Origin of the sequence: Micromonospora sp. NPDC005413 (genome assembly GCF_040606435.1) — a bacterium.
Lineage (GTDB): Bacteria > Actinomycetota > Actinomycetes > Mycobacteriales > Micromonosporaceae > Micromonospora.
The window spans coordinates 20762-36038 of the sequence record NZ_JBEXEV010000041.1 but is presented as its reverse complement, the minus strand read 5'-3'; the positions used below and the strand labels follow the sequence as shown (position 1 = coordinate 36038).

The window sequence follows — 15277 nt, the reverse complement described above, 5'->3', positions numbered from 1 at the left end:
GTAGACGCTAGCAGCCGACGCGCCCGCGTCGTGCACCCACGCGGGGCGTGCCGCACATCTGTTCGGATCGGGCCCACTCCGGGCCGCTCCCCGGCGCGTGACCGTTTGCGGTCATAGGGTGGCCCTCATGTCGCAGGCGGAGGTCAGGACCGAGAGCGAGAGCGTTGGCACCGTGATCGTCGCGGGCGCCGCCAACCTCGCCATCGCGATCGCCAAGCTGGTCGCCGGGGTGATCTCCGGCTCGGCCGCGATGCTCTCCGAGGCGGCGCACTCGGTCGCCGACACCACCACCGAGGTGCTGCTCTACCAGGCGCTGCGCCGGGGCGCCCGGCCGGCGGACCAGCGGCACCCGTTCGGGTACGGCAAGGAGAGCTACGTCTGGGCGTTCTTCGCCGCCATGTTCACCTTCGTCGCCGGCGCCGGCTTCGCCGTCACCCACGGCGTCACCACCATCCTGGTGCACCAGCACAGCGGCAACTACCTCATCTCGTACATCGTGCTGGGGGTGTCCTTCGTCATCGAGTCGATCTCGCTGACGCGGGCGGTGCGGCAGGTCCGCCGCGAGTCCCGGCGGTGGCGGACCACGCCCCGGCGATTCCTGCGGCTGACCGCCGACACCACCGTCAAGGCGGTCTTCCTGGAGGACAGCGCGGCCCTGATCGGTCTGCTCCTGGCCGGGCTCGGAGTCGGCCTGTCCGAGGCCACCGGCGACGAGGTGTGGGACGGCATCGCGTCGATCCTGATCGGGCTGCTGCTGCTGACGGTCGCCGGGATCCTGGCCAGCAACAACCTGTCGCTGCTGGTCGGCCGGTCGGTCCCGGAACGGCTGCGTCACGAGATCGAGCGGGAACTGACCGGGCTGCCCGAGGTGGAGCGGATCGACACCCTGCTGACCATGCAGCTCGGCCCGGACGACGTCCTGGTCGCCGCGAAGGTCGACTTCCGCGACGAGGCCACCGGCGCGGCCATCGAGGCCACCGCCGACGAGGCCGAACGACGGCTCACCGGGCGGTACCCGGAGATCCGCTACGTCTTCCTCGACCCCACCCGCTCGTTGCCCGGCGCCACCGGCCGGGCCCGGCACACCCAGGCCGGACCGGACCCGGACGCCGGCGACGAGCCCGACCACCCCTGAACCACCTCCGCGGCAGCACCCGGGCGCGGGCCACCGGGCCCGCGCGGCTAGCGTGCCCGTCATGGTGCGATGGCGTACGGGGACGGTGGCGACGCTGCGACGACAGTGGACCGGGGCGGTGGAGCTGGACGTGGACCTGCCCGACGGCACGCGCATGCGGGCGCTGGCCTATCCCGAGCTGGTCGGCACGCCCGAGCCGGGCGACCGGGTGCTGCTCAACGCCGGTGCGCTGCTGATGGGGTTGGGCACCGGCGGGTACGCCCTGGTGGTGGCCCTGCCCGACCGGCTGCCGCCGGACCCGCCGGACGTCGGCGACACCCGCGACGCCGGGCACCTGGTGAAGGCCCGCTACACGCCGTTGCAGCCGATCCTGCTCGGCGTCGACGAGGAGGCGTCGCCGCACCGCGAGGTGCTGGCCGACGCGGATGACCTGGGCGGTCTGCCGGTGGTCACCGCCGACCTGCACTCGGCGCTGCCGGCGATCCTGGCCGGCATCCGGGCCGACGCTCCGCAGGCGCGGGTGGCGTACCTGCTCACCGATGGCGGGGCGTTGCCAGCGTGGTTCTCCCGCACCCTCGCCGGGCTGCGCGCCGAGCTGATCGGCACGATCACCGTCGGGCAGGCCTTCGGCGGCGACCTGGAGGCCACCACCCTGCACGGCGGTCTGCTCGCCGCCCGGTACGTGCTGGGCGCTGACGTGGCCATCGTGGCCCAGGGCCCCGGCAACCTGGGCACCGGCACCCGGTGGGGCTTCTCCGGCGTCGCCGTCGGTGACGCGGTCAACGCGATCGCCACGCTGGGCGGCCGGCCGGTCGGGTCGCTGCGCATCTCCGACGCCGACCCCCGCCCCCGGCACCGGGGCGTGTCGCACCACAGCCTCACGGCGTACGGCCGGGTGGCGCTGGCCCCGGCGGAGCTGGTGGTGCCCGACGACCTGGACCCGGCGCTGGCCGCCGAGGTGGACAAGTCACTGGCACCCCTCACGGACCGGCACCGGATCGTGCGGGTGCCCACCACCGGTCTCGACGCCGCGCTGCGCGCCAGCGCCGTGCCACTGTCCACCATGGGCCGTGGCCTCGACGCCGACCATGCGTACTTCCTGACCGCAGCCGCAGCCGGCCGCCACGCGGTCACCCTGCTCCCCTAGCCCCACCCCACCCCCCACCCCCAGCCCCGTGGATCATGGAGTTGTGGTGCCCGGCCTCTGGCGATTTGCGGCCTTCCTCCCCCACCACAACTCCATGATCGACGCGGGGATGGGTGGGGCGGCGGCGGGGGCGGGGCGGGTCAGACGAGGAAGATCAGGGCTAGCCAGCCGCCCACGATGAGCACCAGGGCCAGGGCCAGCACCCACGTCGGCACGGTGTATTCACCGCGCCGGTTACGGTCGATCTCGGCGCGGATCTTCTCCCGGCGGCGTTCGACCCAGTTCAGCCGCTCGGTGCCGCGCTCGGAGCGGTCGGAAGGTCCAGAAGTCGTCATGGCGCGCCCAGCCTACCGGGCCGCGGAGCCGACCGGGCCGGTCGGCCCCGGCGGACACCACCGCCGGGGCCGACGCACCCGTCACATGCTGGCGATCAGCCGTTCCACCCGCTCGTCGTACGCCCGGAACGGGTCCTTGCAGAGCACGGTGCGCTGCGCCTGGTCGTTGAGCTTCAGGTGCACCCAGTCGACGGTGAAGTCCCGTCGCTTCTCCTGTGCGTGCCGGATGAACTCGCCGCGCAGCCGGGCCCGGGTGGTCTGCGGCGGGGTCTCCTTGGCCTCGAAGATCTCCGGGTCGGTGGCCACCCGGTCGACCTCGCCGCGGCGCTCCAGCAGCCCGTAGAGGCCGCGACCGCGGCGCACGTCGTGGTAGGCCAGATCCATCTGTGCCACCCGGGGGTGCGACAGCGGCAGGTCGTGCTTGCGCTGGTAGCGCTCGATCAGCCGCAGCTTGCTGACCCAGTCGATCTCCCGGGAGACCGGTTCGAGGTCTCCGGTCTCCACCGCGTGCAGCACCCGGCCCCACAGCTCGACGACCCGCTTGGCGGCCTGGTCGCCGCCGCGGCGCTCGACGAACTCGGTGGCCTTGGCCAGGTATTCCTGCTGGATGTCGAGGGCGCTGACCTCCTTGCCGGAGGCCAGCCGCACCTTGCGCCGGCCGGTGATGTCGTGTGACACCTCCCGGATCGCCCGGATCGGGTTCTCCAGGGACAGGTCGCGCATCACCACCCCGGCCTCGATCATCCGCAGCACGAGGTCGGCGGTGCCGACCTTGAGCAGCGTGGTGACCTCGTTCATGTTGGAGTCACCGACGATGACGTGCAGCCGCCGGTAGCGCTCGGCGTCGGCGTGCGGCTCGTCGCGGGTGTTGATGATCGGACGGCTGCGGGTGGTCGCCGAGGAGACGCCCTCCCAGATGTGCTCGGCCCGCTGCGACAGGCAGTAGACCGCGCCGCGCGGGGTTTGCAGGACCTTGCCGGCCCCGCAGATCAACTGCCGGGTGACCAGGAACGGGATGAGTACGTCGGCGAGCCGGCCGAACTCGCCGTGCCGGGAGACCAGGTAGTTCTCGTGGCAGCCGTACGAGTTGCCGGCCGAGTCGGTGTTGTTCTTGAACAGGTAGATCTCACCCGCGATGCCCTCGTCGTGCAGTCGCTTCTCCGCGTCGACGAGCAGGCCCTCCAGGATCCGCTCGCCGGCCCGGTCGTGGGCGACAAGATCGGTCACCGAGTCGCACTCCGGTGTGGCGTACTCCGGATGCGACCCGACGTCCAGGTAGAGCCGGGCCCCATTGCGCAGGAAGACGTTGCTCGACCGACCCCAGGACACCACGCGGCGGAACAGATACCGCGCGACCTCGTCCGGGGACAGCCGCCGCTGCCCGCGATAGGTGCAGGTGACGCCGTACTCGGTCTCGAGGCCGAAGATTCGCCGCTCCATGGTGTGACATTAGCCGCCCGGAGGCCCGGTTCGTCACTGTCAGACCACAGGTCGTGCCCCGACGCGGTCACATACCGGTTGAGTGCGACATTCCGTCCGGCCCGATGCTCGCCACGAACCGCCGGCAGCTGTCGTACTCCGGCAACAGGCCCCGCTCGCGAGCCTGCGCCAGCGTCGGCGCCGCGTCGTCGCGTGCGGACAGCAGCGGAACGTCGGCGGGCCACTCGATGCCCAACTCCTCGTCCAGCGGGTGCACCGCGTGCTCACCGGTCGGGTTGTAGGTGGCCGAGCAGAGGTAGCTCAACGTCGCGTCATCGGTCAGCGCGCAGAACCCGTGCCCCAGCCCCTCGCTGAGGTAGACCGCCCGACGGTCGGTGTCGTCCAGCCGGACGCCCTCCCACCGGCCGAAGGTCGGCGAACCCACGCGCAGGTCCACGATCATGTCGAGAACCGCGCCGCGGACGCAGGTGACGTACTTGGCCTGCCCGGGCGGGACGTCGGCGAAGTGGATGCCGCGCACCACACCACGCGCGGAGACCGACAGGTTGGCCTGGGCCAGCCGCAGCGGGTGCCCCACCGCCTCGGCGAGCTTGTCGAAGCGGTACCACTCCATGAACATGCCGCGCGGGTCGCCGTGCTGCTGGGGGGTGATCTCCCAGGCGCCCTCGATGCTCAGCTCCCGGATCTTCATCGGCCGACCTCCGTGCCGTGCTTCTCGGCCAGCAGGCCGAACAGGTAGTCGCCGTAGCCGCTCTTGGTCAGCGGCTCGGCGAGCGCACGCAGCTGCGCGTCATCGATCAGGCCGGCCCGCCAGGCGACCTCCTCGACACAGCCGATCTTCAGGCCCTGCCGCTCCTCGATCACCCGCACGAACTCGCCCGCCTGCATCATCGAGGCGAACGTGCCGGTGTCCAACCAGGCGGTGCCCCGGTCCAGCACGGTGACGGACAGCTCACCGGTCTCCCGGTACGCCTCGTTGACCGCGGTGATCTCCAGCTCGCCCCGGGCGCTGGGAGTGAGCTTGCCGGCGATGTCGACCACCCGGTTGTCGTAGAAGTACAGGCCGGGCACCGCGTAGCGGGACTTCGGCCGGACCGGCTTCTCCTCGATCGAGCGCACCCGACCGTCGGCGTCGAAGTCCACCACGCCGTACGCCTCAGGGTTGGCCACCGGGTACGCGAACACCCGACCGCCGACCAGGTCACCGTGCGCGGCCAGCTGCCGCCCCAGGCCGACGCCGTGGAAGATGTTGTCGCCGAGGATCAGCGCCACCGAGTCGTCGCCGATGAAGTCCGCGCCCAGCACGAACGCCTGCGCGATGCCCTCCGGGCGGGCCTGCGTGACGTACTCCAGCCGCAACCCGAACTGGCTGCCGTCGCCGAGCAGGCGGCGGAACTGGTCCTGGTCCTCCGGTGTGGTGATCACCAGGATCTCCCGCACCCCGGACATCACGAGGGTGGAGAGGGGGTAGTAGATCATCGGCTTGTCGAAGACCGGCATCAGCTGCTTGGACACTGCCCGGGTGATCGGCCAGAGCCGGGAACCGGTGCCGCCGGCGAGTAGGATTCCGCGCATCGGGGGAGCTTAGCCGCAACCATCGCCGCCGGCATGTCGCCGGTCGCCGCCGACAACCGGCCCACCGCTTCGCGTACACTCCTGGACCCGTGAGGATCCTCGTCACCGGCGGTGCCGGCTTCATCGGTTCGGAGTACGTCCGCATGCTGCTGGGCGTGCCTGGTGGCAGCGCCTCTGGCGTGCCCGCGGTCGAGCCCGTCGGGGTGACCGTGCTCGACAAGCTCACCTACTCGGGCAACCTCGCCAACCTCGACCCGGTGCGCGACGACCCTCGGCTGCGCTTCGTGCAGGGCGACATCTGCGACGCGACAGTGGTCGACGAGGTGGTCGCGGGGCACGACGTGATCGTGCACTTCGCCGCCGAATCGCACGTCGACCGGTCGATCGCCGGCGCCGCGCCGTTCGTCACCACCAACGTGCTCGGCACCCAGACGCTGCTGGACGCCGCGCTCCGGCACGGCACCGGTCGCTTCGTGCACGTCTCCACCGACGAGGTCTACGGCTCGATCGACGAGGGCTCGTGGACGGAGACCTGGCCGCTGGCCCCGAACTCCCCGTACTCGGCCTCGAAGGCCGGCTCCGACCTGCTCGCCCTGTCCTACCACCGCACCCACGGCATGGACGTGGTGGTCACCCGCTGCTCCAACAACTACGGGCCGTACCAGTTCCCGGAGAAGGTCATCCCGCTGTTCGTCAGCAACCTGCTCGACGGCGGCACCGTTCCGCTCTACGGCGACGGCGGCAACATCCGGGACTGGCTGCACGTGCACGACCACTGCCGGGGCATCGCGCTGGTCCAGCAGAAGGGCCGCGCCGGCGAGGTGTACAACATCGGCGGCGGCACCGAGCTGACGAACAAGGAGCTCACCGGCCTCCTCCTCGACGCCTGCGGCGCCGGCTGGGACCGGGTCGTACCGGTCACCGACCGCAAGGGCCACGACCGCCGCTACTCGCTGGACATCACCAAGATCAATCAAGAGCTGGGGTACGCCCCGAGCATCGATCTCACCGACGGCCTGGCGCAGACCGTGCAGTGGTACCGCGACAACCGGGCCTGGTGGGAGCCGTTGAAGGCGGCACCGGCCGCATGATCCGGGTGCTCGTCACCGGCGCCGGCGGGATGCTGGGTCAGGACCTGCTCGCCGAGCTGCGCGCCCAGCCGGGCGTGACGGTGACCGCCGCCATCCGCAGCGACCTCGACATCACCGACGCCACCGCCGTGGCGACCGCCGTCGCCGGACACGACGTGGTGATCAACACCGCGAGCTGGACCGACGTCGACGCCGCCGAACGGCACGAGGCGGCCGCCACCGCGGTCAACGGCACCGGCGTCGCCCACCTGGCGCAGGCCTGCGCCGCCACCGGCGCCCTCCTGGTGCAGATCTCCACCGACTACGTGTTCCCCGGCGACTCCCGCGCCCCGTACGCCGAGGACGCCCCGCCCGCCCCGATCAACGCGTACGGCCGCAGCAAGCTCGTCGGCGAACACGCCGTCGTCCGGCTGCTGCCCGACGCCGGCTACGTGGTCCGCACCGCGTGGCTCTACGGCGCGCACGGGTCCAACTTCGTCGCCACCGTGCTGAGCCTGGCCGAGCAGCACGAGCACCTCGACGTGGTCGACGACCAGCAGGGCCAGCCCACCTGGTCCCGGGCGCTGGCCAGCCAACTCGTCCGGCTGGTGGGTGCCGCGCTCAGCGGCCGGGCCGCGCCGGGCGTCTATCACGGCACCGCCTCCGGCCGAACCACCTGGTACGGCCTCGCCAGATCGGTGTTCGCGCTGCACGGCCTGGACCCCGACCGGATCCGGCCGATCACCAGCGACCGGTCCCCCCGTTCCGCCGCCCGACCGGCGTACAGTGTGCTAGGGCACGGCCGTTGGGCCGCCGCGGGTCTGCCACCCCTTTCGGACTGGCACACCACCCTGGCCGCTGCGTTCGCCTCCGCCGCTCCGCCCGCCCCGTGGAAGGTCGCATGAAGCTCACCCTCGTCACCGGCTTGACCGGCCTGATATTGCTGGCCACGATCGTCGAGCTGCTGCGCCGCCGCCAGCTCCGCGAAAAGTACGGCATGCTCTGGCTCGGCGTCCTGGTGATCGTCATCCCCCTGTCGCTCTTCCCCCGCCTGCTGGACAACGTCGCCGAACTGCTCGGCGTCGCCTCCGGCGTGAGCCTCGTGCTCTTCCTCGGCATCGTCTTCCTGCTGCTGGTCTGCGTGCACCTCAGCTGGGAGGTCAGCCACCTGGAAGAAGAGACCCGCACCCTGGCAGAAGACTTCGCCCTGCTCCGCGCGGAAATCGACGCGGACCGGGCGGCCCGAGACGAACTGGTGCCCACCGATGGTTAACGGCAAGCGGGTCCTGATCATCATTCCGGCGCTCAACGAGTCCGGCTCGATCGCCGAGGTGGTCCAAGAGGTCCGCGGCGAACTGCCCGGCGTCGACGTGCTCGTCGTCGACGACGGCTCCACCGACCGCACCGCAGCGGTCGCCGCCGCAGCCGGCGCGCGGGTCGCCAAACTGCCGTACAACCTCGGCGTCGGCGGCGCCATGCGGCTGGGCTACCGGTACGCCCGCGACCACGACTACGACGTCGCCATCCAGGTCGACGCGGACGGCCAGCACGACCCCCGGTACGTACCGAAGCTCGTCGACCTGCTCGACGAGACCGACCTGGTGATCGGCGCCCGGTTCGCCGGCGAGGGTGACTACAACGTCCGCGGCCCCCGCCGCTGGGCCATGGTCATGCTCTCCGCCGTGCTGTCCCGCGTCGCCCACACCAAGCTCACCGACACGACCTCCGGGTTCCGGGCCGCCAACCGCCGGGTGATCGACATGTTCGCCACCTGGTACCCGGTGGAGTACCTGGGCGACACCGTGGAGACGCTGGTGCACACCGCCCGACGCGGCTACACCATCCGCCAGGTGCCGGTGGCGATGCGCAAGCGGATGGCGGGCACCCCCAGCCACTCCCCCGCCAAGGCCATGATCTATCTCGGCCGCGCCTTCGCCGTCCTCACGTTGGCGCTCATTCGCCGGTGATCCGTCGGCTCCTGAATCTGGTCCCACCGGGCACCGTCGCCGTCGGCGCCGGCCTCGCCCTGCTGGGGTTGGCCTCATACGTCCACCTGGCCGTCGCCGGGCACAGCCTCACCGAGGCGGACTACTCGTCCCTCTCGGTGCTCTGGTCGATCGTCTTCACTCTCGGCATCGGCCTGTTCATGCCCGTGGAGCAGGAGGTCGCCCGGCTCGTCGCCGGGCGGCACAGCCAGGGCCTACCTCCCGGGCCGGTACTGGCCCGGGGGGCCGCCCTGGCCCTCGGCCTGCTCGTCGCCATCGTCGCGCTGATCATCGTCGTCCGGGCGCCGCTCGCCGACCGGCTGTTCGCTGGCGACAGCAGCATGGTCACCGTGCTGATCGGGTCGTTGGTCGCGCTCGCCGTCGCGCACACCACCCGTGGCGTGCTCTCCGGCCTGCAACTGTTCCCCTGGTACGGCACCCAACTCGGTGTCGACGGCGGTCTGCGTATCGTCCTCGTCGCCGTGCTCGGCCTGACCGGGGTCACCTCCCCCGTCTGGTTCGGCGCGGTGCTGATCGTCGCGCCGCTGATCGGCGTGTTGCTCACCGCCCCGCCGGTGCTGCGGGCCATCGGCGGCGGCGCCCCCGTGGCCTGGGCCCCGCTGCTGCGCGGCCTTGGCCTGCTCACCCTGTCCAGCCTGCTCGCCCAGGTCGTCGTCAACATCGGCGTGATCAACGTGAAGGTGCTGGACCCGTCCGACGTGGCCACCGCCGGCGCGCTGCTCTCCGCGCTGGTGCTGGTCCGGATCCCGCTGTTCGTCTTCGCGTCGCTGCAGGCATCGCTGCTGCCCGGTCTCGCCACCACGGCCACCACCGGCGACGTGACCGGTTTCCACAACCTGCTGCGCCGGGCACTCGGCATCGTCACCGCGCTCGGCCTCACCGGCGCCGTGCTCGCCGTGCTGCTCGGCCCCTGGCTGGTGCAGACCCTCTTCGACGCGCCGGACGTCCTCGGCCACGGGGACTTCGCCTGGCTCGCCGCGGCGACCCTCGCCTACCTGTGGGCGATGGTGCTCGGCCAGGGACTGCTCGCCCTCGACCGGCACCGGGCGCAGGCCGCCGCGTGGGCCATCGGCGTGGCCGCGCTGGTCGTCGCCACTCTCGCCCCGGTCGCCACCGCGCTGCGGGTCGAGCTCGGCTACGCCGTCGGCTCCGTCGTGGTCGCCGCCACCATGATCGTCCTGCTGCGCACCCGCAGCGCCGGCTCGGCCCCCGCCCAGGCCCCTCCCCGCGAGGCTGTCACGCCTGGAGTGACCGGAGGGACCTGATCATGGCGCCACCTCGGATCACCGTGGTCATGCTGGCCTACGGCCCCGAGCCGTACCTGGTCGACGCCGCCCGCGCCGTGCTCGCCAGCACCGACGTCACGGTCGACTTGATCGTCGTCGACAACGGCTGCACCGGCGACGGCATCGACACCGTCACGAATCTCCCCGGGGTACGGGTGCTGCGGCCCGAGCACAACACCGGCTACTCCGGCGGCTGCGCCGTCGGCGCCGCCGAGGCCACCGGCGACTGGCTCGCCTTCGTCAACTCCGACGCGATCGTCGCGCCCGACGCCCTCGCCAAGACCACCGCCGTGGCCGCCGAGGAGGGCGTCGGCGCCGCCATGGCGTCCATCCGCCTCGCCGACCGACCCGACCTGATCAACACCGCCGGCAACCCCCTGCACTTCGCCGGCCTCTCCTGGGCCGGCGGCAACGGCGAACCCGCAACCGCCCACGCTCACCGGCGCTCCGTGCCATCGCTGAGCGGCTGCTGCTTCGTCATCGACCGGCGCCTCTGGCGCGAGCTCGGCGGCTTCGCCAGCGAGTACTTCGCCTACCACGAGGACACCGAGCTGAGCCTGCGGCTGCGCCAGCGCGGCCTGCGTCTGGAGTACGTGCCGGACGCCGTGGTGCGTCACCACTACGAGTTCTCCCGCAACGCGCTCAAGTTCTACCTGCTCGAACGCAACCGGCTGGTCACCCTGCTCACCACGTACCAGACGCGCACCCTGGTGGTGCTCGCCCCCGCCCTGCTGCTCACCGAGGCCGCGATGCTCGCCAAGGCGCTGACCGGCGGCTGGGCCCGACACAAGATCCGCGGGTGGCGCTGGCTGTGGCAGCACCGGGGCTGGCTGCGTACCCGCCGCCGGCAGCTCCAGGCCGAACGCCGAGTGCCCGACGGCGTCATCGCCGAGCTGATGACCGGCCGGCTCGCTCCCACCAACGTCGCCGCCTCTGGCCTGGGCGTCTTCAACATGCTGGCCGGGAGCTACTGGGCACTCGCCAAGCCACTGCTCAAGCGCCACTGACCGCCCGCAGCTCGGTGGTTGGCCTCGCCCACCCGGATACGCCGGCGCCCACGTGCTGGACATGCTGCGGCGGGCAGCCAGGAACTCATGCCGCCCGCCGCGTTGGCCGGTGTTACTTGCCGTCCGCCGGCTTGTCCTCCAGGTCGGCGGACCCCGCCGACGTCGTCGGCTTGTGCGACTCCGTCGCCGGCGCTGTCGGCGTGTCCGGGCCACCCGCCGACGCGGGCTGTTCGGCAGCCGCGACATCGCCGTCCAGCAACGCGGTCAGCGCCGCGCCGGTGATCCGACGGAACGTCCGCCCAACCCGGTGGCGGTCCAGCACCGCCACCTCCAACTGGTTGGCGGCGATCGTCCGGGCGGCGCCGCCCTCACCACCAACCGTGCTCAACGCCTGCACCGCCACCCGGGCCGCCTCGGCGAGGGACATGTCCGCCCGGTGCTGCGCCTTCAGCACGCCGGTGATCGCCTCGGCCTGGCCACCCATGGCCATTCGCCCCGGCTCGTCGTTGACCGAGCCGTCGTACGTCAACCGGTACAGCTCGTCCTCGTCGGCAGTGGCCCCGACCTCCGCCACGCAGATCTCCACCTCGAACGGCTTCGACTGCTCGGTGAAGATGGCACCGAGCGTCTGCGCGAACGCGTTGGCCAGGGCCCGGCCGGTGACATCACGGCGGTCGTAGCTGAGCCCGTTCAGGTCGGCCATGCGCACCCCGGCCCGGCGCAGATTCTCGAACTCGTTGTATCGGCCGACCGCGGCGAAGCCGATCCGGTCGTAGATCTCGCTGACCTTGTGCAGGGCGCTGGAGAGGTTCTCCGCGACGAAGAGCACCCCGCCGGAGTAGCTGAGGACCACCGCGCTGCGACCCCGAGCGATGCCCTTGCGGGCCAACTCGGAGCGGTCGCGCATGATCTGTTCGGGCGAGGCGTAGAACTGCATGGCCACGGCGGCGGTTCTCCTTACGGCGCGGTGCTGACGACTGCTGACTGGTGGGGGTGGACGGGGCTCAACCGCCCGGGTTCTCCATCCGGCCGGCGACCACGCCCTCGGCGATCGCCGCCGTCTCGGCGTCGGTCAGCCGGCGGGTGCCCTCGGCGGTAGCGGTCATCACCACCGGATAGATCCGGCGGGTCAGATCCGGTCCGCCGGTCGCGGTGTCGTCATCGGCCGCGTCGTAGAGCGCCTCGACTGCGAGCCGGGTCGCGTCATCGACCGACAGACCAGCCCGGAAGCGCTTCTTCAGCGCCGACTTCGCGAAGAGCGAGCCGGAGCCGATCGCGTCGTAACCGGTCTCCTCGTACGGACCACCGGTCACGTCGAAGCTGAAGATCCGACCGGCCCTCGCCGGGTCGGTGGCAGCCAGGTCGAAGCCGGCGAAGAGCGGCACCACGGCGAGCCCCTGCATGGCCGCGCCCAGGTTGCCCCGGATCATCGAGGCCAACCGGTTGGCCTTGCCGTCGAGCGAGAGCATCGCGCCCTCGATCTTCTCGTAGTGCTCCAACTCCACCTGGAACAGTCGCATCAGCTCGATCCCGATGCCCGCGGTGCCCGCGATGCCGACCAGCGAGTACGCGTCGGCGGGGTGCACCTTCTCGATGTCGCGCTGGGCGATCAGGTTGCCCATGGTCGCCCGTCGGTCGCCGGCCATCACCACGCCCTCCGCGGCCGCGATGGCCACGATGGTCGTCGCGTGTGGTGCCAGGTCGGCGGCCATGCCCGGCGGCAGCGGTCGTCGGCCGGGCAGCATCTCGGGGGCCACCCGGCTCAGAAACGTGGTGAAGGAGGACGTCCCCGCGTTGGTGAACACATCTGGTAGACGCCCGGATGGATCAAAGCCCGCTGCCACGTGGTTCCTCTCAGGTACGTGATCGCCCTGGCCAGCCTCATGGGACTGTCACGGAACTGGCCAAGACCACCGTTGCAGTTGAAGCAGAGTATCCCGCGCGCCCATCCGGTGCGATGATCGTGGTCCAGATATTGCGGGTCGGCGCCGCCACAGATCACGCAGACCCCGCCCTGCTCGGCCAGGAGCTCCGGAAACTCCTTCTCCCCCGCCGCCGCCGGTGGTGCTCGCGGAACCCGCCATGCAGACGGAGCGTGCTCTCCCTGCCCATTTCGTTGCGGCAAGGCTTGCAGTATCGGCCGTAACCTCCACGGCCGGAGCCGTTCCGCGGAAAGTCGGCAAGGGGCTTGGTGGCACCACAGCCCGGGCATCGCCGGTGGCCATCCGGTGCGGCGTCCGGCCGCGTGCTGGTGCCACAGAACTGATCGAGGGGCAGCCACTCGCCGCAGTCGCGACAGCGGCGGTGGCCGTCTCGATCATCGAGAGGACGAGCATGTCTGATTTATGCAGGCATGCTCTATTCGCCCCCTTTTTGCACGTATCCCCTCACGAATTCCTCTGCGTTCTCTTCGAGGACGGAGTCAATCTCGTCGAGGAGGTCGTCGACGTCCTCGGTGATCTCGGCGTGCCGCTCAGCCACCTCAGGGTTGGCCTCGGTGGTGACGTCCTCGATTTCCTCGCCCTGACGGGACTTGCCGGACTGCGACTGGCCGCCGCTGTCATGAGTGGCCATTGCTGCCTCCTCCACGATCGTCTGCGATGAACTTACCTCGCGCGGGCGACGAAAAGCCCGCCGCGCGCCGGCCTGCGGCACACGACGGGCATCCGGACGCGTGTTCAGCGCCCGGTCAACGTCTCCAGCAGGTCCTTGGCACTGGCGCAGCGGTCGAACAGTGCTCCGACGTGCGCGCGAGTGCCGCGCTCCGGCTCCATCATCGGCACCCGGACCAGCGACTCCCGACCCACGTCGAAGATCACCGAATCCCAGCTCGCGGCAACGACCTCGGACGCGTACTGGGCCAGGCAGCGGCCGCGGAAGTAGGCCCGAGTGTCCTCCGGCGGCTCGGTCATCGCGGTGCGGCTCTCCTCGTCGGTGAGCAGCGTCTTCATCGCCCCCCGGGCGACCAGGCGGTGGTAGAGACCCTTCTCCGGCCGGACGTCGGAATACTGCAGGTCGACCAGTTGGAGCTTGTGCGAGCCCCAGCCGAGCTTCTCACGCTCCCGGTAGCCCTCAAGCAGCCGCAGCTTGGCCACCCAGTCCAACTCGTCGGCGCAGAGCATCGGATCACGGCCGAGCCGGTCCAGTACGCTCTCCCAACGGTCGAGCACGTCGACGGTCTGCTCGTCGACGTCGGTGCCGTACCGGTCGTCGACAAAGGACCGCACCCGCTCCAGGTACGCCCATTGCAGGTCCAGTGCGGTGAGGCGGCGACCGTCGCGCAGTCGCATGCGGTGCGACAGGCTGGGGTCGTGGCTGACCGCGCGCAGCTCGCTGACCGGGTCAGCGATGCCGAGGTCGGCGCCGAGCGCCTTCTCCTCGATCATGGTGAGGATCAGCGCGGTGGTGCCGACCTTGAGGTACGTGGAGATTTCGGAGAGGTTGGCGTCACCGATGATGACGTGCAGCCGGCGGTACTTGTCGGCGTCGGCGTGCGGCTCGTCGCGGGTGTTGATGATCGGCCGCTTGAGCGTGGTCTCCAGGCCCACCTCGACCTCGAAGAAGTCGGCGCGCTGGGAGATCTGGAAGCCGTTCTGCCCGCCGTCCTGGCCGATGCCGACCCGGCCGGCGCCGCAGACGATCTGGCGGGTGACGAAGAACGGCGTCAGGTACGCCACGATGTCGGCGAACGGGGTCTGCCGGCGCATCAGGTAGTTCTCGTGAGCGCCGTAGCTGGCGCCCTTGTTGTCGGTGTTGTTCTTGTAGAGGTGGATCGGCTGGCTGCCCGGGATCGTGGCGGCCCGGCGGGACGCCTCGGCCATCACCCGCTCGCCGGCCTTGTCCCAGCGCACCACGTCCCGGGGGGTGGTGACCTCCGGGGTGGAGTATTCGGGGTGGGCGTGGTCGACGTAGAGCCGTGCACCGTTGGTGAGTATCACGTTGGCGAGGCCCAGGTCCTCGTCGGCCAACGCCTCCGCCGGGTCGTAGGCGGCTCCGGAGTAGGTGAAGCCGCGCGCGTCGCGCAGCGGCGACTCTTCCTCGTAGTCCCAGCGGGCTCGCCCGCCCCGGTTGAGTTCTGGGCGTGCGCCATAGGCGTTGACCACCTGCGATGAGGTGACCATCGGGTTGGCTCCGGCCTGCCCGGGCACGGAGATGCCGTACTCGATTTCGGTGCCCATGATCCGACGTACCGTCATGCGACCACTCGCTTCGCTCGCCCACGGAGCCGGCGTGCCCGCCGCTCACACCATCGAGACTAGTCTGCGCGGTGGCCCAC

The 15277-nt window shown here is 71.0% G+C and carries 17 protein-coding genes; 8 read left to right on the top strand and 9 right to left on the bottom strand.

Features of this window, described 5'->3' with window-relative positions:
• The first annotated feature begins 127 nt into the window (after window positions 1-127).
• Both ABZS37_RS29350 and ABZS37_RS29345 read left to right on the top strand, forming a co-directional pair.
• Window positions 128-1135, top strand: coding sequence for a cation diffusion facilitator family transporter (locus ABZS37_RS29350; RefSeq protein WP_355174264.1), 1008 nt, complete (start codon window positions 128-130; stop codon window positions 1133-1135).
• Window positions 1136-1196: 61 nt separating this feature from the next.
• Window positions 1197-2282 carry a DUF3866 family protein gene (locus ABZS37_RS29345; protein ID WP_355174262.1) on the top strand — a complete coding sequence of 362 codons (1086 nt, stop codon included), beginning with the start codon at window positions 1197-1199 and terminating at the stop codon, window positions 2280-2282.
• A gap of 140 nt (window positions 2283-2422) precedes the next feature.
• On the opposite strand, the gene ABZS37_RS29340 is transcribed toward ABZS37_RS29345, so the two are convergent.
• From ABZS37_RS29340 to rfbA, 4 genes are all read right to left on the bottom strand, one after another.
• Window positions 2423-2617 carry a hypothetical protein gene (locus ABZS37_RS29340; protein WP_355174260.1) on the bottom strand — a complete coding sequence of 65 codons (195 nt, stop codon included), beginning with the start codon at window positions 2615-2617 and terminating at the stop codon, window positions 2423-2425.
• 81 nt (window positions 2618-2698) lie between these two features.
• Window positions 2699-4057, bottom strand: coding sequence for a Pup--protein ligase (gene pafA, locus ABZS37_RS29335; RefSeq protein ID WP_354995966.1), 1359 nt, complete (start codon window positions 4055-4057; stop codon window positions 2699-2701).
• A 67-nt stretch (window positions 4058-4124) separates the two neighbouring features.
• Entirely contained in the window at window positions 4125-4748 is a 624-nt protein-coding gene (gene rfbC / locus ABZS37_RS29330; RefSeq protein ID WP_355174258.1) for a dTDP-4-dehydrorhamnose 3,5-epimerase, read from the bottom strand.
• Entirely contained in the window at window positions 4745-5632 is an 888-nt protein-coding gene (gene rfbA / locus ABZS37_RS29325; RefSeq protein ID WP_355174256.1) for a glucose-1-phosphate thymidylyltransferase RfbA, read from the bottom strand. The genes rfbC and rfbA overlap by 4 nt, the downstream gene beginning before the upstream one ends.
• A gap of 89 nt (window positions 5633-5721) precedes the next feature.
• Here rfbA and rfbB point away from each other — a divergent pair, with 89 nt between their 5' ends.
• From rfbB to ABZS37_RS29295, 6 genes are read left to right on the top strand one after another with little or no spacing between them, the layout of a single operon-like run.
• Window positions 5722-6723 carry a dTDP-glucose 4,6-dehydratase gene (gene rfbB, locus ABZS37_RS29320; RefSeq protein ID WP_355174254.1) on the top strand — a complete coding sequence of 334 codons (1002 nt, stop codon included), beginning with the start codon at window positions 5722-5724 and terminating at the stop codon, window positions 6721-6723.
• On the top strand, window positions 6720-7607 hold the full coding sequence (gene rfbD / locus ABZS37_RS29315; RefSeq protein WP_355174300.1) for a dTDP-4-dehydrorhamnose reductase: 888 nt from the start codon (window positions 6720-6722) through the stop codon (window positions 7605-7607). Before rfbB ends, rfbD begins: the two co-directional genes overlap by 4 nt.
• A complete protein-coding gene (locus tag ABZS37_RS29310) occupies window positions 7604-7975 on the top strand; it encodes a DUF2304 domain-containing protein (protein ID WP_355174252.1) in 372 nt (123 codons plus the stop codon). The genes rfbD and ABZS37_RS29310 overlap by 4 nt, the downstream gene beginning before the upstream one ends.
• Entirely contained in the window at window positions 7968-8669 is a 702-nt protein-coding gene (locus ABZS37_RS29305; protein ID WP_355174250.1) for a glycosyltransferase family 2 protein, read from the top strand. The genes ABZS37_RS29310 and ABZS37_RS29305 overlap by 8 nt, the downstream gene beginning before the upstream one ends.
• A complete protein-coding gene (locus ABZS37_RS29300; RefSeq protein WP_355174248.1) occupies window positions 8666-9973 on the top strand; it encodes a polysaccharide biosynthesis protein in 1308 nt (435 codons plus the stop codon). Before ABZS37_RS29305 ends, ABZS37_RS29300 begins: the two co-directional genes overlap by 4 nt.
• Window positions 9974-9975: 2 nt before the next feature.
• Complete coding sequence (locus ABZS37_RS29295; RefSeq protein WP_355174246.1) at window positions 9976-11001, top strand: glycosyltransferase family 2 protein; 1026 nt, start codon at window positions 9976-9978, stop codon at window positions 10999-11001.
• Window positions 11002-11113: 112 nt separating this feature from the next.
• On the opposite strand, the gene prcA is transcribed toward ABZS37_RS29295, so the two are convergent.
• The 5 genes from prcA to dop form a co-directional block, all read right to left on the bottom strand.
• Window positions 11114-11944: a proteasome subunit alpha gene (prcA, locus tag ABZS37_RS29290; RefSeq protein WP_355174244.1), complete on the bottom strand. Its 831-nt coding sequence runs from the start codon at window positions 11942-11944 to the stop codon at window positions 11114-11116.
• A gap of 61 nt (window positions 11945-12005) precedes the next feature.
• Window positions 12006-12845 carry a proteasome subunit beta gene (prcB, locus tag ABZS37_RS29285; protein WP_354995969.1) on the bottom strand — a complete coding sequence of 280 codons (840 nt, stop codon included), beginning with the start codon at window positions 12843-12845 and terminating at the stop codon, window positions 12006-12008.
• Complete coding sequence (locus ABZS37_RS29280) at window positions 12764-13213, bottom strand: endonuclease VII domain-containing protein (RefSeq protein ID WP_355174242.1); 450 nt, start codon at window positions 13211-13213, stop codon at window positions 12764-12766. The genes prcB and ABZS37_RS29280 overlap by 82 nt, the downstream gene beginning before the upstream one ends.
• Before the next feature lie 146 nt (window positions 13214-13359).
• Window positions 13360-13575 (bottom strand): ubiquitin-like protein Pup, encoded by a 216-nt coding sequence (locus ABZS37_RS29275; RefSeq protein WP_088948111.1) that lies wholly within the window; start codon window positions 13573-13575, stop codon window positions 13360-13362.
• Window positions 13576-13679: 104 nt separating this feature from the next.
• Window positions 13680-15197: a depupylase/deamidase Dop gene (gene dop / locus ABZS37_RS29270; RefSeq protein ID WP_354995971.1), complete on the bottom strand. Its 1518-nt coding sequence runs from the start codon at window positions 15195-15197 to the stop codon at window positions 13680-13682.
• Window positions 15198-15277 lie beyond the last annotated feature (80 nt).